Origin of the sequence: Mycobacterium sp. E2238, assembly GCF_001672665.1 — a bacterium.
Lineage (GTDB): Bacteria > Actinomycetota > Actinomycetes > Mycobacteriales > Mycobacteriaceae > Mycobacterium.
Genome location: NZ_LZKF01000258.1, coordinates 17959 through 40161, shown reverse-complemented (window position 1 = coordinate 40161; position 22203 = coordinate 17959). Strand labels below are relative to the sequence as shown.

Sequence of the window (22203 nt, the reverse complement as noted above, 5' to 3'; positions counted from 1 at the left end):
ACTATGAGCTGCACCGGCCGCAGGCTGCTGCCCATCATCGCGGTGACGATCATCGCCGTTGGCTCCCAACTGAGTCCGGCGACCGCGCGGGCGGACCTGCACAACATCACCTACCGTGCCCGCATCGACGCGCTGACGACCGGCAGTCAGGCCACCTTCATCATCAACGGCGGTCAGACGAACACCACCAACCTTCCGTCCATGCCCGGCAACGCATTCGAGGCCAACACGGTGCTGCCCGACCCGCAGCAGGCCGGCATGCGGATAGTGCTTCGCTTCCCGTATTCGGCGAACGTGCACTGCGAGATCGACGTCGACGACAACGTTTTCACCCAGACCGACCAGGTGGTCAAACCGGCGCCCGGGAATGCCGACCCCAACAACGGCGCGCTGCAGTGCGGTGCACCACTGCCCGCCTGAGATCGATTGCCGCACCCCCACGCGGATCTTGCAGACCTTCGAGGCGTCGAAGACGAGATCGTCGACCTGTTACCGGCTATCTAACAGGGCGTCCAGGTCGGCGATCGCGCGCAACGTGTCGTTGAGGTGGGTGCAGGTGCTGGTGCCGACGAATTCGCCGCGGACGCGGTCGCGTAACTCGGCGAGAGTCATACCGCGGATGCGGGACGCACTACCGATCGCCCCCGGGCATTCCTGCCAGGGCAGCACCCGTACTTCGGCGTTCACCTCGGTGATTACCCGCCTCGAGGTGTCAAGCGTGCCGGCGACCGTGTACTCGTGCACGATCGTCTCCACCAAGTCGTCGTCCATGTGAGAGTCGCGGAAGTGGGCCTGGAAGTGCGCCGACCCGGTGTCGACTTCCGCCAGATCCAGCCGTCGGTACCTGCGCATCCCGCGCGCTCGGAGCGGCTCCACTTCGTGTAGCCCGTTCAGCGGCGGCGCCGACGGGCCGCGGCCCGTCGGGATGACATCGTGCCGTCGGGTGTACGCGATGAGCGAAGCGTCAGGTGCGAAACCGGCGCAGATGCCGGCCATCCGGTCGGCGATGCCCAGCGGCATCTTCTCTTCGACGCCCTCGATGATCGCCGCGTACTGGGTGGCGTATCCGGACACCAGCGTTGCACCGACCCAATCGTCGAGCAGCAGATGCAGCAAGCTGGCGCGCTCTGCTTCCTCGGGGAACAGCCGGCCAACCTTCGCACGGAATCCGGCCCCGACACGACAGCCCAGCAGTGCGTCGAGACGGGCGGGGGAAGTGATGTCGTCGACGACCTGATCGGTGAGATGTGCCCGCATTCGGATCTCGCCGAGTACCTCGACGCGTCCGCCCTCGGCGCCCACCACGTCGCGTGCCCGCAGATCGGCCAGGGAGCCGCCCGCCTCATCCGGATGGGTGTCGATGGTGCTGGTGCGCCGCCGTCGTCCGGCCGCCAGCTGCGGCGCCTCGTCCACGAAGGGCCGCCGCGGGCCCAGGATGTCGTTGACGAACGGCATGGCGGATCAGGGCTTCCAGCCAGTGGCGTCGGCCCATTCCCACGCTCGCCGGTAGGCGTCACCAAACCACGGCTCTTTGGCGGTGGTATAGCGCACGGTGTCGCCGTCGGCGCCTGCATCCGCCTCCCGCTTGACCCGCCAATACTGCTCGCGCACATCGGCGTTGGCCGACAGCCAGTCGACGAACAACAGCGCGAACTGTTGGTTGGGCCAGCCATCGACCCGGATATGCACGTTGGTTGGGCGACCCGGGTCGGCCGAGGCATGAATCCGCTTGCCCCACAGCGCCGCATCGTCGCTGTGGTCGTAGCGCTTGACGGTGCTGCGCGCATCGGGCTTGGCGACGTCGGAGGTGATGCGCTCGATGCGGGGGTAGCCGGCGGCCAGCAGGGGCTCGACGAGTTCGTCGGAGACAGCCAATGATTCGACGGAGATCTGCACGTCGATCACGTCCTTGGCGGGAAGGTCCGGCACGGCGGTCGAACCGATGTGGTCCACTCGAATAGCCCGGTGGCCACAGGCGGTCTGCAACCGGTTGACGATCCGCCGCGCCTGATCCGGCCAACTCGGATCGGGCGGCACCACCCGCGCCGGCGCCAGGGCGACCTGATGCCGAGTCAGGTTGTGCGCGAAGGGCAGTATCCGGTGGTCCCACACGTCATGGGCCCGCTGCACCAGGTCCTCCCGGGTGCCGGAGTTGTCCACCCAGATGTCGGCGACGGCACGGCGCTGCTCGTCGCTGGCCTGCGCGGCGATCCGGGCCCGGGCATCGGATTCGGGCATGCCCCGCTGGTCGACCAGCCGTCGCAGCCGCACCTCGACGTCGGCGTACACGATGACCACGAGCGGAAACAGCGGCGCCATCCCCGACTCCACCAGCAGCGGGATGTCTTCGACGACAACCGAATCCTCGGGCACCGAGGCGATGATCTCGGCGCGGCGCTTGCCGACCAGCGGGTGGACGATGCCGTTCAGCCGTTGACGCGCCTCGTCGTCCCGGAAGGCCTTGGCGGCCAGCGCGGGACGATCCAGCGATCCGTCGGGCAGCAGTATGTCGTCACCGAACGCCTCGACAAGCGCCGCCAGCCCCTCGGTGCCCGGCTGGACCACCTCGCGCGCGATGACGTCACCGTCGACGATGACCGCACCGCATTTCGCGAAGGTGGTCGACAGCGCCGACTTGCCGGCGCCGATGCCACCGGTCAACCCGATACGCAGCATGCGTGAACGCGATTAGGCGTTGCCGGCGAGCTTCTCCCGCAGGGCGGCCAATTGAGCGTCGCTGGCCAGCGACCCGCCGGCCGCCTTCTCCTGCGGCGCACCGCCGTTGCCCGACGACTGCTCGGCGTGCCCGGCCGCCTCGGCCGCGGCGAACTTCTCCATCTGCGCGGTGTGCATCTTGTGGCGGCGTTCGGCCTCGGCGTAGCGGGCCTCCCACTCGGTGCGCTGCTTGTCGAATCCCTCGAGCCATTCGTTGGTCTCGGCGTCGAAGCCTTCGGGGAAGATGTAGTTGCCCTGCTCGTCGTAGCTGTCGGCCATGCCGTACTTCGCCGGGTCGAACTCGTCGGTGTAGTCCTCGTTGGCTTGCTTGAGCGACAACGAGATTCGGCGGCGCTCCAGGTCGATGTCGATGACCTTGACCATGGCGTCGTCGCCGACGGCCACCACCTGGTCGGGCACCTCGACGTGGCGCTCGGCCAGCTCGGAGATGTGCACCAGACCCTCGATGCCCTCCTCGACGCGGACGAACGCACCGAACGGCACCAGCTTGGTGACCTTGCCGGGCACGATCTGGCCGATGGCGTGCGTGCGGGCGAAGTGGCGCCACGGGTCTTCCTGGGTTGCCTTGAGCGACAACGAAACGCGCTCGCGGTCCATGTCGACGTCGAGCACCTCGACGGTGACCTCGTCGCCGACCTGGACCACCTCGGACGGGTGGTCGATGTGCTTCCAGGACAGCTCGGAGACGTGCACCAGGCCGTCCACACCACCGAGGTCGACGAACGCGCCGAAGTTGACGATGGACGAGACGACACCCTTGCGGATGGCGCCCTTCTGCAGCTGGTTGAGGAACTCGCTGCGCACCTCGGACTGGGTCTGCTCCAGCCAGGCCCGGCGCGACAGCACGACGTTGTTGCGGTTCTTGTCCAGCTCGATGATCTTGGCCTCGATCTCCTTGCCGATGTACGGCTGCAGATCGCGGACCCGACGCATCTCGACCAGCGACGCGGGCAGGAAGCCACGCAGGCCGATGTCGAGGATCAGGCCACCCTTGACCACCTCGATGACGGTGCCCTTGACGGCCTCGTCCTTCTCCTTGAGCGCCTCGATGGTGCCCCAGGCGCGCTCGTATTGCGCGCGCTTCTTGGACAGGATCAGGCGGCCCTCTTTGTCCTCCTTGGTGAGAACAAGGGCTTCGACCTCATCGCCGACGGAAACGACCTCGCTGGGGTCGACATCGTGCTTGATGGAGAGCTCGCGGGCGGGGATGACGCCCTCTGTCTTGTAGCCGATGTCGAGGAGCACCTCGTCCCGGTCCACTTTGACGATCGTCCCCTCGACGATGTCGCCATCGTTGAAGTACTTGATCGTTTTGTCTATTGCGGCAAGAAAGTCCTCGCTGGAGCCAATGTCGTTGACGGCTACTTGGGGCGAGGTGACGGTGGGACTCGGCATGTGGTGGGTTGCTCCGGACAGGTTGGGTCGTAGGGACAAAACTGGGATTTATCTATTGAGGTTACTCGACTGCGTACACGCTGGCCAAACCCGGGCGGCGCGCCACTTGCGCGACACCGGGTGAATGCCCACGGCGAAAGTGACCGCAACGCGAATTTCGCGATAAATTTTCTCTCCGCTAGATCATCCTCGGCGACTGACGCCCCCGTCAATGCGCCGCCGCGTCCCAGGAACGGCCGTAGCCCACCGAGACCTCCAGCGGCACGTCCAGCGGATAGGCGCCGCCCATCTTCTCGCGGGCCAGCGCCTCGAGCTGGTCCCGCTCCCCCGGAGCGATTTCGAACAGCAGTTCGTCATGCACCTGCAGCAGCATCCGGGACTTCAGCCCGGCTTCTTTTATCGCCTTGTCGACCTCGATCATCGCGACCTTGATGATGTCGGCGGCGCTGCCCTGGATGGGCGCGTTGAGCGCCGCCCGCTCGGCCGCCTCCCGCACCTGGCGGTTGCTGCTGTCCAGCTCGGGAAGGTAGCGGCGGCGGCCCAGCACCGTCGAGGTGTAGCCGTCCTTGCGGGCCTGCTCCACGATGTTCATCAGGTAGTCGCGCACCCCGCCGAACCGGGCGAAGTAGGCGTCCATCTGTTCCTTCGCCTCTTCGGTGGAGATCTTCAACTGCTGCGACAGGCCGTAGGCGCTCAACCCGTAGGCCAGCCCGTACGACATCGCCTTGACCCGGCGGCGCAGCTCGCCGGTGACCTCCTCGATCGGCACGCCGAATGCTCGGGACGCGACGAACGAGTGCAGGTCCTCCCCCGTGTTGAACGCCTCGATCAGGCCCTCGTCCCGCGACAGATGCGCCATGATCCGCATTTCGATCTGGCTGTAATCGGCGGTCATCAGCTCGCTGTAGCCGTCGCCCACCACGAACGCGTCCCGGATCCGCCGGCCCGCCTCGGTGCGGATCGGGATGTTCTGCAGGTTCGGCTCGGTCGACGACAGCCGGCCCGTCGCCGCGATGGTCTGGTTGAACGTGGTGTGGATGCGTCCGTCCGAGGCCACCGAATTCAGCAAGCCGTCGACGGTCACCTTGAGCCGGGTGGCGTCGCGGTGGGTGAGCAGGTGCTGCAGGAACGGATGGCCGGTCTTGTCGAACAGCGACTGCAGGGCGTCGGCGTCGGTGGTGTAGCCGGTCTTGGTGCGCTTGGTCTTCGGCATCTCCAGCTCGTCGAAGAGCACCGCCTGCAACTGCTTCGGCGAGCCCAGGTTGATCTGCTTGCCGATCACCGCGTAGGCCGCTTCGGCCGCGTCGCGGATCTGGTGAGCGAAATCGCTCTGCAGCTCGCCGAGCAGATCCAGATCGACTGCGATGCCGGTGTTTTCCATCCCGGCCAGCACCCGCTGCACCGGCAGCTCCATGCCGCCAAGCAGCGACGTGGAGTTGATGCGGGCCAGCTCCTCGTCGAGCGCATCGGCTAGATCCAGCACCGCCACGGCCCGCAGGATCAGCGTCTGCACCGCCTGGTCGTCCGTTCCATCGGAATCGTCGAGCAATGAAAGCTGTTGCTGCTCAGGACTTTCCGCGCGCAGCTCTCTGCGTAGGTAGCGCAGCGACAGGTCCTCGAGGGAGAAGCTGCGCTGCCCGGGCCGAACCAGGTAGGCGGCCAGCGCGGTATCGGAGGTGACGCCGGCCAGCGTCCAGCCCCGGCCGGCGAGGTCGTGCATCGCCAGCTTGGCTTCGTGCAGCGCCTTGGGTGGACCCGGGTCGGCCAACCAGGACGCCAGCGCCGCCTCGTCGTCGGGCTCCAGCGTTGAGGTGTCGATGTAGCGGCCCTCACCGTCGGCGGAGACGATGGCCAACGCGGTGGCGTCGGCGTCGTAGGCCAAATGCGTGCCGACGACGGCCAGACCGAACCGCTTGCCCGAGCTGTGCTCCGCCAGCCACACCGCCAGCTCGCCGGGCTGCAGCGCGCCCCCGCGGACGTCAAAACCGGCGTCGACCTCCGGCTCTGCCGCGGCCAGGGTGTCGAACAAGCGGTCGCGCAACACCCGGAACTCCAGGTCGTCGAACAGCCGGTGGATGTGGTCGCGGTCCCAGGGCTGCATGCGCAGCGTGTCCGGGGTCTGCGCCAGCGGCACGTCCTTGACCAGATCGGTGAGTTCGCGGTTGCGGATCACGCTGGCCAGGTTGGCCCGCAGCGCGTCGCCGACCTTGCCGCGCACCGAGTCGACGTTGTCGACCAGACCTTGCAGCGAGCCGTACTCGGCGATCCACTTGGACGCGGTCTTCTCCCCGACGCCGGGGATGCCGGGCAGGTTGTCGCTGGGATCGCCACGCAGGGCGGCGAAGTCGGGGTACTGCGTGGGGGTCAACCCGTACTTTTCGACGACGGCCTCGGGCGTGAACCGGGTGAGTTCGCTGACGCCCTTGCGCGGGTAGAGCACCGTGACGTCGTCGCTGACCAACTGCAGAGAGTCCCGGTCGCCGGTGACCACCAGCACGCGGTAGCCCTGGTGTTCGGCCTGGGTGGCCAGCGTCGCGATGAGGTCGTCGGCTTCGAAGCCCGGCTCGGCGAGCACCGTGATGCCCAGAGCGTTCAGCACTTCCTTGGTGATGTCGATCTGGCCGTGAAATTCGTCCGGCGTCGCCGAGCGATTGGCCTTGTACTCGGGGTACCGCTCGGAACGGAACGTCTGCCGGGACACGTCGAACGCCGCGGCGATGTGCGTCGGGGCCTCGTCGCGCAACAGATTGATCAGCATCGCCGTGAAGCCGTACACCGCGTTGGTGGTCAGGCCGCCGCGGGTCTTGAAATTCTCGGCGGGCAGCGCGTAGAAGGCGCGGAAGGCCAGCGAATTGCCGTCCAGCAGCATCAGCGTCGGCTTGGTCTGCTCCTCGCTGGCGATACTCACGGCTCACACTCTAGGCATCCGGTACGACGGGGCACGCGCCCCAACCACCCGGGGCCGGAACTGCAACACGTTTCAGTTTCGTACTGGGGCTGGGTAGTCTGGCCGAGTGCCAGAGGTCACCAGCCAAGAACCCGCGATCGACGGATGGTTCGCCACCGACGACACCGGAAGCGCCCACTTGATCGGCAGCAAGTGCCCCGAATGCGGCACCTATGTCTTCCCGCCGCGCGAGAACAACTGCCCCAACCCGGCCTGCGCCAGCGACACACTGGAACCCGTCGCGTTGTCGACCCGGGGAACGCTGTGGAGCTACACCGAGAACCGGTATCCACCCCCGCCGCCCTACCCCGCCCCGGATCCCTTCGAGCCGTTCGCCATCGCCGCGGTCGAGCTGGCCGACGAGGGAATCATCGTGCTGGGCAAGGTGGTCGAGGGCACGCTGGCCGCCGATTTGAAGGTCGGCATGGAGATGGAGCTGACCACCATGCCGCTGTTCACCGACGCCGACGGCGTGCAGCGCATCGTCTATGCGTGGAGGATCGCCTGATGCCCGAACCGCTTTACATCCTGGGCGCCGGAATGCACCCGTGGGGCAAGTGGGGCCGCGACTTCACCGAGTACGGGGTCGTCGCCGCGCGCGCCGCGCTGGCCGAGGCCGGCCTGGACTGGACGCAGATTCAGCTGGTCGCCGGCGCGGACACCATCCGCAACGGCTACCCGGGCTTCATCGCCGGGTCGACGTTCGCCCAGAAGCTGGGCTGGAACGGCGTGCCGGTCAGCTCGAGCTACGCCGCGTGTGCGAGCGGTTCCCAGGCGCTGCAGAGCGCGCGGGCTCAAATCCTGGCCGGTTTCTGCGACGTCGCGCTGGTGATCGGCGCCGACACCACCCCGAAGGGCGCGTTCGCTCCCGTTGGCGGAGAACGCAAGAACGACCCCGACTGGCAGCGGTTCCACCTGATCGGTGCGATGAACCCGGTGTACTTCGCGCTGCTGGCGCGCCGCCGGATGGACCTCTACGGCGCGACGGCCGAGGACTTCGCTCAGGTGAAGGTGAAGAACTCGCGGCATGGCCTGCAGAACCCGAACGCCCGCTACCGCAAGGAAGCTTCGGCCGACGACGTGTTCGCCAGCCCGGTGGTGGCCGACCCGTTGCGACAGCTCGACATCTGCGCCACCTCCGATGGTGCGGCGGCCCTGATCGTGGCCAGCGCCGAGTTCGCCCGCAAGCACCTCGGCTCGCTCGACGGCGTTCCATCGGTGCGGGCGGTCAGCACGGTCACCCCCCGCTACCCGCAGCACCTGCCCGAATTGCCCGACATCGCAACGGATTCCACCGCCGCGGTGCCCGCACCGGACCGGGTGTTCAAGGATCAGATCCTGGATGCCGCCTACGCCGAGGCGGGCATCGGGCCCGAGGATGTCAGCCTGGCCGAGGTCTACGACCTGTCCACCGCGCTGGAGCTCGACTGGTACGAGCATCTCGGGCTGTGCCCGAAGGGCGAGGCCGAGGCGCTGCTGCGCAGCGGCGCGACCACCATCGGCGGCAGGGTCCCGGTCAACCCGTCGGGCGGGCTGGCCTGCTTCGGCGAGGCCATCCCCGCCCAGGCCATCGCGCAGGTCTGCGAGCTGACCTGGCAGCTGCGCGGTCGGGCGACGGGCCGGCAGGTGGAGAACGCCACGGTCGGCGTCACGGCCAACCAGGGCCTGTTCGGTCACGGCTCGTCGGTGATCGTGGCGCGCTGAGGCTTTCAGCCTTCGCCCAGTGTGCAACTGCGGCGGCCTCATTCGGCGTGTCGTCTGCCTGAGCTCACACTCGACGCCGCGACCTACTCGTCGGGTGTGTCGAGGGTTTCCAGGACGACTTCGGCGACCCGCTTCATCGTGGTACGGCGGTCCATGGCGGCGCGCTGAATCCACTTGAACGCCTCGGGCTCGGTCATGCCCTGCTTGGTCTGCAGCAGGCCCTTGGCGCGTTCGACGAGCTTGCGGGTCTCCAGCCGCTCGGACAACGTCGCCACTTCGCGTTCCAGCTCGGTGATCTCGCTGAAGCGGCTGACCGCCAATTCGATCGCAGGGATCAGGTCGCTGATCGTGAAGGGCTTCACCAGGTAGGCCATCGCCCCGGCATCGCGGGCGCGCTCGACCAGGTCGCGCTGGCTGAACGCGGTCAGCACCACGATCGGCGCGATGCGCTTGCTGGCGATCTCGGATGCCGCGTCGATCCCGTCGCGGCGAGGCATCTTCACGTCCATGATCACGAGGTCGGGCTGATGTCGTTCGGCCAACTCGACGGCTTCCTGCCCGTCGCCGGCCTCCCCGACGATGTCGTAACCCTCCTCTCGCAGCATCTCGGCGAGGTCCATCCGGATCAGCGCTTCGTCTTCCGCGATCAGGACCCGGCGCGGCACAGCGGCGTCGGTGTCGGTCGTGGGGCCTGTCATGACGGACATTGTCGCGTGAACGTCCGAGGCCAGCGACCTCGGGGCGGTGAGACGGGTGTCTACACCGAATCCTCTATGGTGGGAGGCTGCCTCTAAGGTAGGAGGCCGAGCAAGCCCTCGTATCCCAACTGGCAGAGGAAACGGACTCAAAACCCGTCCAGTGTGGGTTCGAATCCCACCGAGGGCACCACAGGCGGGACAGACGAGCAACCGCCCGTCAGGGCGTACCGGTGGCCCGGATCGAGTTGCCTCGCATACCGATGCCGGCTGCCGCGACCCCGGCCCGGCATCCCCGCGAAACCGGTGCCTCCAAGCCGCAGGTTTGTTAAATGCGTGAAATCCGTGCCAAAGGTATGAACTCGCCCGAATTTAAATACCGCGCGCAATAAAGGGCACAGTTGCATTCAAATAGAATCGCGCCGGTTACACGATGAATTCATGCCATTTTCGGGGCCCGTCGAGGCGCCATCCATCGACCTATGGCGCGCCGGGCGCGGCCGGGTTGCGACTGCCGCGTTAGCGGCTAATGCACACTTGTTCTTCCGAGTGCACCACGTTGACCTGCATCGGATCGTTCTGCATCGAGTCGGTGGCCACCCGCAACAACGAGCCCGCGCCGCCGCATCCGACCCCACAGGCGGGGGTTGCCGCCGCGGTGCACGCCAGCATTAGCGCGATCCCGATCCTGCTGCTGAGACTTGCCACACCGCACCCCCGCATTAGAGGAACACATGACCCACATCACAGCCCGACATATGTTTAATAACACGTCGGATAATTTTGTAAACCCCTTCAGCGGAAAATCTTTTTTTAATTTTCCGATGCCCCGAAGCGCCAGCCGTCGACGGGCATCCGGCGCGTCGTCGGGACCCATTGACTGGCCCACGAACCGAGCTCAGCGGTTACGCTTTTGAATGTGGCGGCTAAGAAGTGCGGCGCCCCACCCGTGTCAGCCGGCTCGGCGAGACGCCCGGACTGCGTAGCCGCAGTGCGGGCGCAGACCCGCGACCGTAATCAGCACTACGCCGCCAGCGCCGCCCGCCGGGCCCGGATCCTGACTATCACCTCGTGGCTGGCCGTGATGGTGAGCGTGAGCTTCGTGCTCGTGCAGATCCTGGGCGGCACCTGGCTGTGGCAGGTCAGCTCGATCAACATCCTCGGCGCGATGATCTTTGCGATGGTCCCGTGGCTGCAGCGCTTCGGCGAACTGGTTGCCCCGCTTACCTTTATGGGCGCGGCCTACGTGTCCGTCTTTGCCAGCTGCGTGGACGTGGGCACCGGGTCGGGGGCCCAGTTCTTCTTCCTGGTGGGCGCCTGCATCGTCGTGTTGTTGCTGGGGATCGAACACATCGTTCTGGCATCCGCGCTGGCTGCCGTCGCCGCCGGCCTCATAGTCGCCGTCGAGTTCCTGGTGCCGCGCGACACCGGGCTGCAGCCGGCCTGGGCCCAATCGACCGGATTCATCGTGACGGCGATTTCCAGCGTGGTGATGGTGGTCGTGACCGTCTGGTTCGCCCTGCGTGACACCGCGCGCGCCGAGGCCATGATGGAGACGCAGTACGAGCGCTCGGAGGCGCTGCTGACCAACATGTTGCCGGCCAGCATCGCCGAGCGGCTCAAGGAACCCGACCGCAGCGTCATCGCCGACAAGTTCGACGACGCCTCCGTTCTGTTCGCCGATATCGTCGGGTTCACCGAGCGGGCCAGCGGCACGGCCCCGGCCGACCTGGTGCGCTTCCTCGACCGGTTGTACAGCGCCTTCGACGCATTGGTGGACCGGCACGGACTCGAGAAGATCAAAGTCAGCGGCGACTCTTACATGGTGGTCAGCGGCGTTCCGCGCGCCCGGTCCGACCACGCGCAGGCCCTGGCGGACTTCGCACTCGACATGGCCAATGTTGCGGCCGGACTGCGGGATCCGCACGGCAACGCGGTTCCGCTGCGGGTGGGCATGGCATGCGGGCCGGTGGTCGCCGGCGTGGTGGGTTCCCGGCGGTTCTTCTATGACGTGTGGGGTGACGCGGTCAATGTCGCGTCCCGGATGGAATCCACCGACTCGGTGGGCCGAATTCAGGTGCCCGAGGCCATGTACGAGCGTCTCAAGGACGAATTCGTGCTGCAGGAGCGCGGCCACATCGACGTCAAGGGCAAAGGCCTCATGCGCACCTGGTATCTGATCGGGCGCAAGGCGGACAGCGAGACCACCGAGGAAACCACCGAGCTGCTCACGAGGGGTTCACGCACGGCCCACGTGTAGCCCAAAGTGCCCTATACCCAAGGCGGGGTTTGTGTCAGACTGCGGCCATGCAAACCACACCTGGACCTTCCCCCGCTCCAAGTTTGTTGCCGCATCTGTGGAAATCGACCCTATTGTCGGGACTCCTGTCGCTGGCCCTCGGCATTCTGGTGCTCGCGTGGCCCGGCATATCCATCGTGGTCGCCGCAACCGCCTTCGGCGTCTATCTGCTGATCACCGGCGCCGCACAGGTGTTCTTCGCGTTCAGCCTGCATGTCTCGGCGGGAAGCCGGATCCTGCTCTTCATCAGCGGTGCCGCGTCACTCATCCTGGCGTTGTTGGCATTTCGCCACTTCGGTCAGGGATACGCAATCCTGTTGTTAGCCATCTGGATTGGCATCGGATTCATCTTCCGCGGCGTCGGCACGACGGTCTCTGCCATCCAGGACCCGCACCTGCCGGGGCGGGGATGGGCGATCTTCATCGGCCTGATCAGTCTGCTCGCCGGCATCGTCGTTCTGGCGTCGCCGCTCGAATCGATTGTCACGCTGGCGCTGGTGGTCGGGGTCTGGTTCGTGGTCCTCGGCATCTTCGAGATCGTGTCGTCCTTCGGCATCCGGAAGGCCTCGAAGACCCTTACCCCCTGAGGCGGCTCTGAAGTAGCGCCGCCTCGGGACCTTCTACTACACTTTGTAGTAGCCGCGTCGTGCGGCTCCGCAGTTTCGGGAGATGACAGATGAATGTCGTCGATATTTCGCGGTGGCAGTTCGGTATCACTACCGTCTACCACTTCATCTTCGTGCCGCTCACCATCGGTTTGGCGCCCCTGCTGGCGGTCATGCAGACGGTATGGGTGGTAACGGATAACACCGCGTGGTACCGGCTCACCAAGTTCTTCGGCAAGCTGTTCCTGATCAACTTCGCCATCGGGGTGGCGACGGGAATCGTCCAGGAATTCCAATTCGGGATGAACTGGAGTGAGTATTCGCGGTTCGTCGGCGACATCTTCGGCGCGCCGCTGGCCATGGAGGGCTTGTTCGCGTTCTTCTTCGAGTCCACCTTCATCGGGTTGTGGATTTTCGGTTGGGGCCGGCTGCCGAAGCTGATCCACCTGGCCTGCATCTGGATCGTCGCGATCGGTGTGAACATGTCCGCGTTCTTCATCATCGTGGCGAACTCGTTCATGCAGCATCCAGTTGGCGCGCATTACAACCCGGCGACCCATCGTGCCGAGCTGGACAGCATCACCGCGCTGCTGGGCAATAACACTGCGCGGTGGGCGTTTACCCACACGGTCGGCGGCGCGCTGCTGACCGCCGCGACGTTCGTCGCGGCCATCAGCGCGTGGTTCCTGGTCCGTTCCCGCCGCCCGGCGACCGCCACCCCCGCCGCGGAATCGGACGCGCGCACCATGTTTCGTCCGGCGGCCATCCTCGGGTGCTGGGTGGTGCTGCTCGCGGCCGTCGGCCTGTTCTTCACCGGCGACCGCCAGGGCAAGCTGATGTTCGTTCAGCAACCGATGAAGATGGCGTCGGCGGAGTCGTTGTGCGGCACCGAGACCGACCCCGACTTCTCGATTCTCACCGTCGGCACGCACAACAACTGCGACAGCATCACCCGGGTCATCGAGGTCCCGTACGTGCTGCCGTTCCTCGCGGAGGGCCGAACCAGCGGCGTGACGTTGCAGGGCGTGCGCAATATCCAGCAGGACTTCGAGCAACGGTTCGGCCCAAACGACTACCGGCCCAACCTCTTTGTCACCTACTGGTCGTTCCGGGCGATGATCGGATTCCTGGCCGTTCCGATATTATTCGCGCTTGCCGCGTTGTGGCTCACCCGCGGCGGCCGGGTGCCCAACCAGCGGTGGTTCTCCTGGCTGGCGCTGCTGACCATCCCTACGCCGTTCCTGGCGAACATCTCCGGGTGGGTGTTCACCGAAATGGGGCGGCAACCCTGGATCGTCGCACCGAATCCGACCGGCGACCAACAGGTTCGGTTCACCGTCCATGAGGCCGTCTCGCACCATGCGCCCGGCATGGTGGTCACCTCCCTGGTGACGTTCACCCTCGTCTACGCGGTGCTGGCGGTGATCTGGTTCTTCCTGCTCAAGCGGTACGTCACCGAAGGGCCCCGGGAACACGACGCCGAACCGGCTGCCCCGACGGCACCCGGCGACGACGAGGTGGCGCCGCTGTCGTTCGCCTATTAAGGCCCAGCTGGAAAGGAGTTGACCGATGGGACTGCAGGAGTTGTGGTTCGGCATCATCGGGTTGCTGTTCCTGGGTTTCTTCGTTCTGGAGGGCTTCGACTTCGGCGTCGGCATGTTGATGGAACCGCTGGCCCGCGTCGGCATCGGTGAACCCGAGCCCATCCGGCGCACGGCGCTGAACACCATCGGCCCGATCTGGGACGGCAACGAGGTCTGGCTGATCGTCGGCGGCGCAGCGATGTTCGCCGCCTTCCCCGGCTGGTACGCGACCGTGTTCTCCACGCTGTACCTGCCACTGCTGGCCATCCTGTTCGGGATGATTCTGCGCGCCGTGGCGATCGAGTGGCGCGGCAAGATCGACGACACCAAGTGGCGCGGCTGGGCCGATTTCGGCATCGCGGCCGGATCGTGGCTGCCGGGGTTGTTGTGGGGCGTCGCCTTCGCCATCCTGGTCCGCGGCCTGCCGGTGGACGCCGACGGGCAGGTCAACCTCTCGATCACCGACGTGCTCAACGCCTACACCCTGCTGGGCGGCCTGGCCACCGCCGGGCTGTTTCTGCTCTACGGCGCGGTGTTCATCTCGCTGAAGACCTCCGGCGCCATCCGCGACGACGCCCACCGGCTGGCGGTCTGGCTCTCGCTGCCGGTGACCGCACTGGTTGCGGGCTTTGGGATCTGGACGCAGCTGGCCCACGGCAAGGACTGGACCTGGCTGGTGCTCGCCGTCGCGGTAGTGGCACAGCTGTCGGCGGTGTTGCTGGTGTGGCGGCGCGTGTCCGACGGCTGGGCGTTCGCCTGCACGGCCACGGTCGTTGTGGCGGTTGTGATCCTGTTGTTCGGCGCGCTGTACCCGAACTTGGTGCCGTCGACGCTGAACAAGCAGTGGAGCCTGACAATCTACAACGCCTCGTCGACGCCCTACACCCTCAAGGTCATGACGTGGGTGACCGCGTTCATGGCCCCGCTGACGGTGGTGTACCAAGCCTGGACGTATTGGGTTTTCCGGCAACGGATCTCGGCGGACCGGATACCGCCGTCCATCGGCCTGGCAAGGCGGGTGTCCTGAGCGCGAACAATCCGCCGCGCGACTCCAGAGCGCGGGGCCCGCTGGACCCGCGACTGTGGCGGGCATCGACCGCCCTGCGCCGCTACCTGGCCTCGACGGTGTGCTGCGGTGTGGTGATCTCCGGCTGCGCGATCGGCTCGGCGATCGTCCTCGCTGGCGTGGTTGCCCGCGCGGTCGGCGATCGCTCCGCCCACGGCCCGCGCGTCTGGCTCGGGCCGCTGTCGGTCCTATTGCTGCTGTGGACCATTCGGACAGTGGCGCAATGGTTGCAGACCCGGTTGAGTCAACGCGGCGCCAGCGCGGTCATCGCCGATCTGTCCGGTCAGGTGCTCACGGCGGTGACCGCCCGCCAGCCCGGTGAGCTCGCCGGCCAACGGGATGCCGCCGCGGTGGTGGTCACGCGCGGCCTCGACGGCCTGCGCCCCTACTTCACCGGGTACCTGCCGACGTTGCTGCTCGCCGGGATCCTCACCCCCGCGACCGTCGCCGTCATCGCTCTCTACGACCTGAAATCGGCGGCCATCGTGGCGATCACCTTGCCGCTCATACCGATATTCATGGTCCTGATCGGCCTGGCCACCGCCGACCGGTCGGCGGCGGCCCTGGCCGCCATGACGACACTGCAGGGCCGGTTGCTCGATCTGATCGCCGGCATCCCCACCCTGCGGGCGCTGGGGCGCGGTCGGGGCCCGGAGCGCCGCATCGACGAACTGGCCGCCGCGCACCGCCGCTCGGCCATGGCGACGCTCCGGATCGCCTTCCTGTCCGCGCTGGTGCTGGAACTGCTGGCGACGCTGGGTGTGGCGCTGATCGCGGTGGGCATCGGGTTCCGCCTGGTGTTCGGCGAGATGACGCTGGCGGCCGGCCTCACGGTGCTGTTGCTCGCGCCCGACGTGTACTGGCCGTTGCGCCGCATCGGCGTGGAATTCCACGCCGCGCAGGACGGAAGAACCGCCGTCGACAAGGCCTTCGCCCTCATCGGCGAACCGACTCCAGCGCAGGCCCGGGACCAGACGGTCACCGCCCGCGGGGCACAGATCCGCCTCGACGGGCTCGGCGTCGCCGGTCGCGACGGCCACGCGCCGCGCGACCTCACCGCGCTCATCGAACCGGGCGCGGTTACGGTGCTGACCGGGCGCAACGGCGCCGGCAAAAGCACTACCCTGCAGGCGATCACCGGGGTCACCGGGCCGTCCTCGGGCCGGGTCACCGTGGCCGGCATCGACGTCGCCGATCTGGAGCCGGGCGCCTGGTGGCGGCAGTTGTCGTGGCTGCCGCAGCGCCCGGCACTCGTCCCGGGCACGGTCCGGGACAACCTGGTCCTGTTCGGCGACCTGGACGACCTCGAAACTGCTTGTGCCGATTCCGATTTCGATAGGGTGCTGGCCGACCTGCCCGATGGGCTGGACACGGTGCTCGGCCGCGGCGGCGTCGGCCTGTCGCTCGGGCAGCGGCAACGGCTCGGCCTCGCCCGGGCGCTCGGATCGTCCGCGCCGGTGCTGCTGCTCGACGAGCCCACCGCGCACCTCGATGCGCACGCCGAGGAGCGCGTGTTGCGGGCCATCGTGGATCGCGCCCGTTCGGGCGCGACCGTCGTCGTCGTCGGGCACCGCACACCGGTTCTGGCAATCGGTGACCGGGTGGTCGAAGTGGTCGCCGACAGCGGGGCGCGTTATGTCCCGGCCTGATCCGCTGTTGGCGGCGGCGCCGCTGCTGCGGCCCCGACTCCCCCGGCTGTTTGCGGCCATCGCGCTGGGCGTGCTGTCGCTGGGCAGCGCGCTGGCACTCGCCGGTGTCTCGGCCTGGCTCATCACGAGGGCCTGGCAGATGCCACCGGTGCTGGACCTGTCGGTCGCGGCCGTCGCGGTGCGCGCTTTCGCGATTTCCCGGGGAGTGCTGCACTACTGCGAGCGACTGGTCACCCACGACGCCGCGCTGCGCGCGGCAGGCAGCGCCCGGGCGGGGATCTATCACCGGCTGGCGCACGGGCCTGCGGCGGCAGCCGTCCGTCTGCACAGCGGCGAGCTCGTCACCCGCGTGGGCTCCGACGTCGAAGAACTGGCCAATGTGCTGGTGCGTGCCGTGGTGCCGATCGGGGTCGCGGCGGTGCTGGGGCTGGCGGCGACCGTGGTGGTCGCGGTCATCTCGCTGCCGGCCGCGGCGGTGCTGGTGATCTGCCTGCTGATCGCGGGCATCGTCGCACCGCGGTTCGCGGCCAGGGCCGCGGCCGGCCAGGAAAGCCTTGCCCGGCAGCATCATTCCGACCGCGATACCTCGGCGATGATCGCGCTGGAACACGCGCCCGAGCTCCGCGTCGCCGGCCTGCTCCCCCGCGTCATCGCCGAGTCGCAACGCCGCCAACGCGCGTGGGGCGCCGCGCTCGACGCGGCCGCCCGGCCGGCCGCCATCGCCGAGGCCGCGCCCACCGCCGCGATCGGGGCCAGCGTGCTCGGCGCGGTGATAGCCGGCCTCTGGCTTGCCCCTTCGGTCGCGCCAACCACGCTCGCCGTCCTGATGTTGTTGCCGCTGTCCGCGTTCGAGGCGATGACACCGTTGCCGGCCGCCGCGGTCCAGCTGACCCGATCGCGCATCGCCGCCCGCCGGTTGCTCGACCTGAGGGCGAGCGACCGCCCGCATCAGCCCGAATCGCCCGCGGCCCCGCCGAAGCCGCTCGCCGTGCTGTCCGCCGACATCCGGTCCGGGCACGCCGGAGCCGCGCGCTCGAACCGCATCTCGCTGGACCTACCGCCGGGTGCCCGGCTGGCAATCACCGGCGCCAGCGGGTCCGGCAAGACCACGCTCTTGATGACGCTTGCCGGGCTGCTACCCCCGCTGGAGGGACGGGTGACGCTCGACGGCACCGATCTAACCGCCTTCCGTGAAGACGACTTGCGCGGCGCCGTCAGCTTTTTCGCGGAAGACGCGCACATCTTCGACACCACGGTTCGAGACAACCTGCTGGTGGCCCGCGGCGACTGCCGCGACGCCGAATTGGCGGACGCGCTGGACGCGGTCGGGCTCGGCCCCTGGCTAGCCGGTCTGCCCGAGAACCTGTCGACGGTGTTGACCGGTGGCGCGCAGGCGCTTTCGGCCGGTCAGCGCAGGAGGCTGCTGCTGGCGCGGGCGATGCTCACATCCGCCCGGATCGTGCTGCTCGACGAGCCGACCGAACACCTCGACGCCGCCGACGCCGAACCGATACTCCGCGACCTGCTGGGGCCGAGTTCCGCTCTGATGTCGGCCGATCGGACCGTGGTGGTGGCTACCCACCACCTGCCCGAGGGCATTGGCTGTCGCGAACTGCAATTGGATGCGCTCAGAGGTGTCGCCGGCGCGGCATGAACTCCAGCGACAGCAGCACGATCAGCAACTGGACGATCTGAGTCATGGACACCAGCGCGTAGCGCCGGGTGTCCAGCGCGTGGAACTTGCGCACGTAGCGGTAGAGCGACTCGAGGGCGATCAGCGGGTCGAGAACGTGGATCAACCGATAGAAGACGCGCTGGGTGCGGCTGCGATTCTTCTCGTCGAAGATTTCCGGGAACGCCGCGAACGCGAGGGAAAGCCGTTGGGCGCCATTCTCTTTGCCAGCCATGATCATGTCGACGCTGAGGCGTTCGTCGATGCCGTTGGGGGCTCCGCGCCGGCGCCACGGCACGTCGAGGGTGATGTCGCTGCCCCCGCCGGCCGTCGCGTACCGGTGGAATGCCTGCACCTTGCCCGAGGCGTCCCGGGCGAGGATCAGCTGGATGCCGGGGAACCGGCCCTCCAGCACGCCGTCGAGGTTCATGTGGAATCCGCGCTCGGTGTGGGCCGCCTTGCTCGACGCTCGGACCACCTCGATCAGCTCGGCCAGTTGCTCATCGCTGAGTTCCTGCTCCCCCACGATCTCGGTGGTGATGCCGCAGTTGTGGGAGCGCTTCACCGCCTGGCGCAGGTTGCGGAACTTGCGTCCCACCATGTCGAAACCGGTGACGTCGACGACGACGTCGCGCCCGATCGGCACGGCGCGCAACGACTGTCCGACCACCGCGGCGTCGTTCCACAATTCGAGCCGTCGCTCGCCGCAACCGACCACCGCGATTCGCCAGCCGTGGGTGTGGCACATGGCGGCGAAGTCGGCGACCAGCTCGGGGAATCGAGATTCGTCACCGATCGGGTCACCGCCGACCACGGCGATACCCAGGCGCGTCCGGTAGGCGAGCGCGGCGCTGCCGTCCGCGGTGAAGTGGTAACTCTTGCCGGTCTGCATCGCGAAGGGCGCGAGCGGATCGTCCTGGGTGGCCTGGATCAATTTCCACACCCGGGGCAGATCCTCCGCACGCGCATGCGACGACGTCGGCCACATCAGCACCATGCCGGAGCCGGCGATGACCAGGTCGCCGAGCAGATCGAAAGACAGCACGTGCAGGCCCAGCCCGGCCAGCACGAAGAAGAAGGCCGCGACGGCGTGCGTGGCCGTAACGGGACGTCCCAGGAAGATGCCGCGTGCGATCCACGCCACGGCGACCAGGACGGTCAGCGACCAGGCCAACCGATCGGTGTAGTGCCACGCCGGGTGGTGGTGGTGGCGAACCAGGATTTCGGCCAACCAGCAGGTGGCGCTCAGCAGCGCCAGCGCACCGATCAGCCGGGCCGCGCGCGAATCGACCGAGACGACCACGCGCTCCCGCGCGCGGGCCTTCGCTGAGACGTCGACCAACGGCCCGCTCACACTCACCTCCCGATGCGCTGAAACTCCAGCTGGGCGGCTGTTTGCCGCCTCTGCACCGAATACCCGGCAGCTAAAAACTTACGCGCGATACCGGCCCTGACGGGCCGATTTCACAGCGATGTCCCGCGGGTACTCCGCCCTGTCTATCGGCGGGCGGGCGGAAAGTATTTCAGCACTCCTTCTTGCACCACCGTCGCGAGGACCTGCCCGGAGCGGTCGAAGAAGTGCCCGGTGCCCAGCCCGCGCGAATCCGCGGCCACCGGCGACGACGTCGCGTACAAGACCCAGTCGTCGAAGTCGACCTGCCGGTGAAACCACACGGAATGGTTGGCGGACGCGGCGAAGATGCGGTCGAAACCCCACGACAGGCCGTGGGTGGTGATCACCGAGTCCAGCACCGTGGTGTCCGAGGAGTACACCATGGTCGCGGTGTGCAGCACGGGGTCATCGGGCATGCTGCCGCCGGCCTTCATCCAAACCCGGTTGTGCGGAAGCCGGTCGCCCTTCTCGCGCATCACCCAGGCCGGGTCGTTGGTGTAGCGCCACTCGATCGGCTGCAGCGCGTTGACGAAGTGCGGAACCGTCTCCTCGTAACCCCGGAGCAGCTCGCTGATCGGCGGCTGCGTTTCGGGCGCGCCCACCTGCGGCGGATCGACGGCGTGTTCGAGGCCGCGGCCGCCGGACATGTAAGAGATCATCGCCGAGGACAACAGCATGCCGTCCTGCACCGCGTCCACGCGCCGGTTGGCGAAGCGCCGCTCGTCCCGCAGCCGGGTGACGTGGAATTCGATGTCCTTGGCGGTGTCACCGCCGTTGATGAAGTGCACCGACAGAGCGCCGGGCGGCAGGTCGTCCCGGACCAGCGAGCGGCTGGCGGCGACGAACGACTGAGCCATGAGCTGGCCGCCGAAGGTTCGCATCGGGTTCTTGCTGGGATGAGACCCGACGAACCGGTCGTCGGCGACCCGAGTGAGGTCGAGGGTCGCAAGCAGTTCCTTGAAATCGGAATCCGTGCTGATCGCGGCCTCTCCTTGGCTCGAATGCTTAGACGTCGTCCTCACCGATCCGGTGCACGTGGATGAGGTTGGTCGACCCTACTGTGCCAGGTGGCGCGCCGGCCACGATCACCACCAGGTCACCGCGCTTGTAGCGACCGAGTTCCAGCAGCGACTTGTCCACCTGGCGGATCATGCCGTCGGTGGACGTCATCATCGGGACGATGAACGTCTCGGTGCCCCACGTCATGGCGAGCTGGCTGCGGACCTCGGGCCACGCGGTGAAGGCCAGCAGCGGCAGCGGGGTGTGCAGCCGCGCCAGCCGCTTGACGGTGTCGCCCGACTGGGTGAAGGCGACCAGCGCCTTGGCGTCCAGGCGCTCGCCGATGTCGCGGGCGGCGTAGGAGATCACCCCGCGCTTGGTGCGCGGCACGTGCGTCAGCGGCGGGGCGGCGGTGGAATTGTCCTCGACGGCGCAGATGATCCGCGACATGGTCCGCACGGCCGCCAGCGGGTACTTTCCGACCGACGTCTCGCCGGACAGCATCACCGCGTCGGCGCCGTCGAGCACGGCGTTGGCGACGTCGGAGGCCTCGGCGCGCGTCGGCCGGGAATTCTCGATCATGGAGTCGAGCATCTGGGTCGCCACGATGACGGGTTTGGCGTTCTCCCGGGCCATCTGGATGGCCCGCTTCTGCACCAGCGGCACCTCTTCCAGCGGCAGCTCGACGCCGAGGTCGCCGCGAGCCACCATGATGGCGTCGAAGGCCAGCACGATCGCTTCCAGATTGTCCACGGCTTCCGGCTTTTCCAGCTTGGCGATCACCGGCACCCGCCGCCCGATCCGGTCCATCACCTCGTGCACCAGCTCGACGTCGGACGGCGAGCGCACGAAGGAGAGCGCGACCAGGTCGACACCGAGGTCCAGCGCGAACGTGAGGTCCTCGATGTCCTTCTCCGACAAGGCCGGTGCCGACACGTTCATGCCGGGCAGCGAGATGCCCTTGTTGTTGCTGACCGGGCCGCCCTCGACGACCGTGCAGATGACATCGTCACCGTCGATGCGGTCGATGATCAGGCCGACCTTGCCGTCGTCGATCAGCACCCGGTCGCCGACCGTCGCGTCCGCGGCCAGCTTCTTGTAGGTGGTCGACACGCGGTCGTGGGTGCCCTCGCAGTCGGCGACGGTGATGCACACGGTTTCGCCGTCGGCCCAGTACGTCGCCCCGGTGGCGAACCGGCCCAGCCTGATCTTCGGGCCCTGCAGGTCGGCGAGGACACCGACCGCGCGGCCGGTGGTGTCGGAAGCGGCCCGGACCCGCTCGTAGGCGGCTTTGTGGTCGGAGTAGTCGCCGTGACTGAAGTTCAACCGGGCGACGTCCATTCCCGCCTCGACCAGCGCCAGGATCAACTCGTCCGAATTTGTCGCAGGGCCAAGGGTGCAGACGATCTTCCCGCGTCTACTCACGCCGACCCAGCATAGTCGCGTGGGTCCGACCCGGT

At 67.5% G+C, this 22203-nt stretch carries 17 protein-coding genes, 1 tRNA gene and 1 pseudogene; 10 read left to right on the top strand and 9 right to left on the bottom strand.

Annotation, left to right across the window (positions count from 1 at the left end):
* Positions 1-3: 3 nt before the first annotated feature.
* Positions 4-420 carry a hypothetical protein gene (locus tag A5711_RS24895; RefSeq protein ID WP_067951195.1) on the top strand — a complete coding sequence of 139 codons (417 nt, stop codon included), beginning with the start codon at positions 4-6 and terminating at the stop codon, positions 418-420.
* A 69-nt stretch (positions 421-489) separates the two neighbouring features.
* Here A5711_RS24895 and A5711_RS24890 read toward each other — a convergent pair whose 3' ends face one another.
* The 4 genes from A5711_RS24890 to polA form a co-directional block, all read right to left on the bottom strand.
* Positions 490-1455, bottom strand: a complete 966-nt coding sequence (locus A5711_RS24890) for a DUF2889 domain-containing protein (protein WP_067951194.1) — start codon at positions 1453-1455, stop codon at positions 490-492.
* Between the two features lie 6 nt (positions 1456-1461).
* Complete coding sequence (gene coaE / locus A5711_RS24885; RefSeq protein WP_067951192.1) at positions 1462-2676, bottom strand: dephospho-CoA kinase; 1215 nt, start codon at positions 2674-2676, stop codon at positions 1462-1464.
* Between the two features lie 12 nt (positions 2677-2688).
* On the bottom strand, positions 2689-4131 hold the full coding sequence (gene rpsA / locus A5711_RS24880; protein WP_067951190.1) for a 30S ribosomal protein S1: 1443 nt from the start codon (positions 4129-4131) through the stop codon (positions 2689-2691).
* A gap of 208 nt (positions 4132-4339) precedes the next feature.
* On the bottom strand, positions 4340-7000 hold the full coding sequence (gene polA / locus A5711_RS24875; protein ID WP_197520864.1) for a DNA polymerase I: 2661 nt from the start codon (positions 6998-7000) through the stop codon (positions 4340-4342).
* Positions 7001-7145: 145 nt separating this feature from the next.
* On the opposite strand from polA, the gene A5711_RS24870 reads away from it, so the two are divergent.
* Together A5711_RS24870 and A5711_RS24865 are read left to right on the top strand one after the other, a co-directional pair.
* Complete coding sequence (locus A5711_RS24870; protein WP_067951187.1) at positions 7146-7586, top strand: Zn-ribbon domain-containing OB-fold protein; 441 nt, start codon at positions 7146-7148, stop codon at positions 7584-7586.
* A complete protein-coding gene (locus A5711_RS24865; protein WP_067951299.1) occupies positions 7586-8782 on the top strand; it encodes a lipid-transfer protein in 1197 nt (398 codons plus the stop codon). The genes A5711_RS24870 and A5711_RS24865 overlap by 1 nt, the downstream gene beginning before the upstream one ends.
* A gap of 83 nt (positions 8783-8865) precedes the next feature.
* Here A5711_RS24865 and A5711_RS24860 read toward each other — a convergent pair whose 3' ends face one another.
* Positions 8866-9480 carry an ANTAR domain-containing response regulator gene (locus tag A5711_RS24860; protein WP_197501006.1) on the bottom strand — a complete coding sequence of 205 codons (615 nt, stop codon included), beginning with the start codon at positions 9478-9480 and terminating at the stop codon, positions 8866-8868.
* A gap of 113 nt (positions 9481-9593) precedes the next feature.
* Here A5711_RS24860 and A5711_RS24855 point away from each other — a divergent pair.
* Positions 9594-9670, top strand: a tRNA-Leu gene (locus A5711_RS24855).
* 326 nt (positions 9671-9996) lie between these two features.
* Here the strand turns inward: A5711_RS24855 and A5711_RS27080 are convergent.
* Complete coding sequence (locus A5711_RS27080; RefSeq protein WP_156659506.1) at positions 9997-10185, bottom strand: hypothetical protein; 189 nt, start codon at positions 10183-10185, stop codon at positions 9997-9999.
* Between the two features lie 211 nt (positions 10186-10396).
* On the opposite strand from A5711_RS27080, the gene A5711_RS24850 reads away from it, so the two are divergent.
* The 6 genes and pseudogenes from A5711_RS24850 to cydC all read left to right on the top strand — a co-directional run bounded on the left by A5711_RS24850 (position 10397) and on the right by cydC (position 18374).
* On the top strand, positions 10397-11737 hold the full coding sequence (locus tag A5711_RS24850) for an adenylate/guanylate cyclase domain-containing protein (RefSeq protein ID WP_067951297.1): 1341 nt from the start codon (positions 10397-10399) through the stop codon (positions 11735-11737).
* Positions 11738-11766: 29 nt separating this feature from the next.
* Positions 11767-12363 carry an HdeD family acid-resistance protein gene (locus A5711_RS24845; protein ID WP_156673303.1) on the top strand — a complete coding sequence of 199 codons (597 nt, stop codon included), beginning with the start codon at positions 11767-11769 and terminating at the stop codon, positions 12361-12363.
* A gap of 89 nt (positions 12364-12452) precedes the next feature.
* Complete coding sequence (locus tag A5711_RS24840) at positions 12453-13925, top strand: cytochrome ubiquinol oxidase subunit I (protein ID WP_067951181.1); 1473 nt, start codon at positions 12453-12455, stop codon at positions 13923-13925.
* Between the two features lie 25 nt (positions 13926-13950).
* On the top strand, positions 13951-14991 hold the full coding sequence (gene cydB / locus A5711_RS24835) for a cytochrome d ubiquinol oxidase subunit II (protein WP_067951180.1): 1041 nt from the start codon (positions 13951-13953) through the stop codon (positions 14989-14991).
* 74 nt (positions 14992-15065) lie between these two features.
* The gene (cydD, locus tag A5711_RS24830) at positions 15066-16679 is read left to right on the top strand and encodes a thiol reductant ABC exporter subunit CydD (RefSeq protein WP_082975844.1); all 1614 of its coding nucleotides are present in this window, start codon (positions 15066-15068) and stop codon (positions 16677-16679) included.
* A pseudogene (gene cydC / locus A5711_RS24825) lies at positions 16666-18374 on the top strand (thiol reductant ABC exporter subunit CydC). Before cydD ends, cydC begins: the two are co-directional and overlap by 14 nt.
* Here cydC and A5711_RS24820 read toward each other — a convergent pair.
* From A5711_RS24820 to pyk, 3 genes are all read right to left on the bottom strand, one after another.
* Positions 18308-19705, bottom strand: a complete 1398-nt coding sequence (locus tag A5711_RS24820; protein WP_067951174.1) for a bifunctional lysylphosphatidylglycerol flippase/synthetase MprF — start codon at positions 19703-19705, stop codon at positions 18308-18310. The pseudogene cydC and the gene A5711_RS24820 sit on opposite strands and share 67 nt — an antisense overlap.
* A 143-nt stretch (positions 19706-19848) precedes the next feature.
* On the bottom strand, positions 19849-20724 hold the full coding sequence (locus tag A5711_RS24815) for an acyl-CoA thioesterase II (protein ID WP_067951296.1): 876 nt from the start codon (positions 20722-20724) through the stop codon (positions 19849-19851).
* Between the two features lie 25 nt (positions 20725-20749).
* Positions 20750-22168, bottom strand: coding sequence for a pyruvate kinase (gene pyk / locus A5711_RS24810; RefSeq protein WP_067951172.1), 1419 nt, complete (start codon positions 22166-22168; stop codon positions 20750-20752).
* Between the last annotated feature and the right edge of the window lie 35 nt (positions 22169-22203).

Bases quoted from the DNA above. Each gene is read 5' to 3' on its own strand.
- A5711_RS24895 (WP_067951195.1), top strand. From the start codon at position 4: ATGAGCTGCACCGGCCGCAGGCTGCTGCCCATCATCGCGGTGACGATC.
- A5711_RS24890 (WP_067951194.1), bottom strand. From the start codon at position 1,455: ATGCCGTTCGTCAACGACATCCTGGGCCCGCGGCGGCCCTTCGTGGAC.
- coaE (WP_067951192.1), bottom strand. From the start codon at position 2,676: ATGCTGCGTATCGGGTTGACCGGTGGCATCGGCGCCGGCAAGTCGGCG.
- rpsA (WP_067951190.1), bottom strand. From the start codon at position 4,131: ATGCCGAGTCCCACCGTCACCTCGCCCCAAGTAGCCGTCAACGACATT.
- polA (WP_197520864.1), bottom strand. From the start codon at position 7,000: ATGCTGCTGGACGGCAATTCGCTGGCCTTCCGCGCCTTCTACGCGCTG.
- A5711_RS24865 (WP_067951299.1), top strand. From the start codon at position 7,586: ATGCCCGAACCGCTTTACATCCTGGGCGCCGGAATGCACCCGTGGGGC.
- A5711_RS24860 (WP_197501006.1), bottom strand. From the start codon at position 9,480: ATGACAGGCCCCACGACCGACACCGACGCCGCTGTGCCGCGCCGGGTC.
- A5711_RS24840 (WP_067951181.1), top strand. From the start codon at position 12,453: ATGAATGTCGTCGATATTTCGCGGTGGCAGTTCGGTATCACTACCGTC.
- cydB (WP_067951180.1), top strand. From the start codon at position 13,951: ATGGGACTGCAGGAGTTGTGGTTCGGCATCATCGGGTTGCTGTTCCTG.